Annotated in this window: 2 rRNA genes (1 of these 2 running past the window's edge); both read right to left on the bottom strand. The window is 56.7% G+C overall.

What is annotated here, in order from left to right:
• A 5S ribosomal RNA gene (rrf, locus tag ACFYXA_RS34845) occupies positions 1 to 117 on the bottom strand.
• Positions 118 to 203: 86 nt separating this feature from the next.
• A 23S ribosomal RNA gene (locus ACFYXA_RS34840) occupies positions 204 to 1,595 on the bottom strand; it runs 1,798 nt beyond the window's last position.

The following is a 1,595-nucleotide window of genomic DNA, read 5'->3' as shown; positions in this document are numbered from 1 at the left end:
GTTCGGCGGCGTCCTACTCTCCCACAGGGTCCCCCCTGCAGTACCATCGGCGCTGTGAGGCTTAGCTTCCGGGTTCGGAATGTAACCGGGCGTTTCCCTCACGCTATAACCACCGAAACACTATGAAACTGTTCAGCCGCACCACGCGTGGCAGCGTGGGGCCGTTCGTGGTTTCAGAACCAACACAGTGGACGCGAGCAACTGAGGACAAGCCCTCGGCCTATTAGTACCGGTCACCTCCACACGTTACCGTGCTTCCAGATCCGGCCTATCAACCCAGTCGTCTACTGGGAGCCTTACCCCATCAAGTGGGTGGGAGTCCTCATCTCGAAGCAGGCTTCCCGCTTAGATGCTTTCAGCGGTTATCCCTCCCGAACGTAGCCAACCAGCCATGCCCTTGGCAGGACAACTGGCACACCAGAGGTTCGTCCGTCCCGGTCCTCTCGTACTAGGGACAGCCCTTCTCAAGACTCCTACGCGCACAGCGGATAGGGACCGAACTGTCTCACGACGTTCTAAACCCAGCTCGCGTACCGCTTTAATGGGCGAACAGCCCAACCCTTGGGACCGACTCCAGCCCCAGGATGCGACGAGCCGACATCGAGGTGCCAAACCATCCCGTCGATATGGACTCTTGGGGAAGATCAGCCTGTTATCCCCGGGGTACCTTTTATCCGTTGAGCGACGGCGCTTCCACAAGCCACCGCCGGATCACTAGTCCCGACTTTCGTCCCTGCTCGACCCGTCGGTCTCACAGTCAAGCTCCCTTGTGCACTTACACTCAACACCTGATTGCCAACCAGGCTGAGGGAACCTTTGGGCGCCTCCGTTACTCTTTAGGAGGCAACCGCCCCAGTTAAACTACCCATCAGACACTGTCCCTGATCCGGATCACGGACCCAGGTTAGACATCCAGCACGACCAGACTGGTATTTCAACGACGACTCCACAACCACTGGCGTGGCTGCTTCAAAGTCTCCCAGCTATCCTACACAAGCCGAACCGAACACCAATATCAAACTGTAGTAAAGGTCCCGGGGTCTTTCCGTCCTGCTGCGCGAAACGAGCATCTTTACTCGTAGTGCAATTTCACCGGGCCTATGGTTGAGACAGTCGAGAAGTCGTTACGCCATTCGTGCAGGTCGGAACTTACCCGACAAGGAATTTCGCTACCTTAGGATGGTTATAGTTACCACCGCCGTTTACTGGCGCTTAAGTTCTCAGCTTCGCCCTGACGAATCAGAGCTAACCGGTCCCCTTAACGTTCCAGCACCGGGCAGGCGTCAGTCCGTATACATCGCCTTACGGCTTCGCACGGACCTGTGTTTTTAGTAAACAGTCGCTTCTCGCTGGTCTCTGCGGCCACCCCCAGCTCAGGAAGTAAATTCCATCACCGGGTGTGGCCCCCCTTCTCCCGAAGTTACGGGGGCATTTTGCCGAGTTCCTTAACCATAGTTCACCCGAACGCCTCGGTATTCTCTACCTGACCACCTGAGTCGGTTTAGGGTACGGGCCGCCATGAAACTCGCTAGAGGCTTTTCTCGACAGCATAGGATCATCCACTTCACCACAATCGGCTCGGCATCAGGTCTCAG

This window comes from Streptomyces sp. NPDC002566 (assembly GCF_042889585.1).
In the GTDB taxonomy this organism is placed as follows: Bacteria; Actinomycetota; Actinomycetes; order Streptomycetales; family Streptomycetaceae; genus Streptomyces.
Note: the sequence above shows the minus strand (reverse complement) of the source record. Positions and strands in the feature narration are given on the sequence as shown.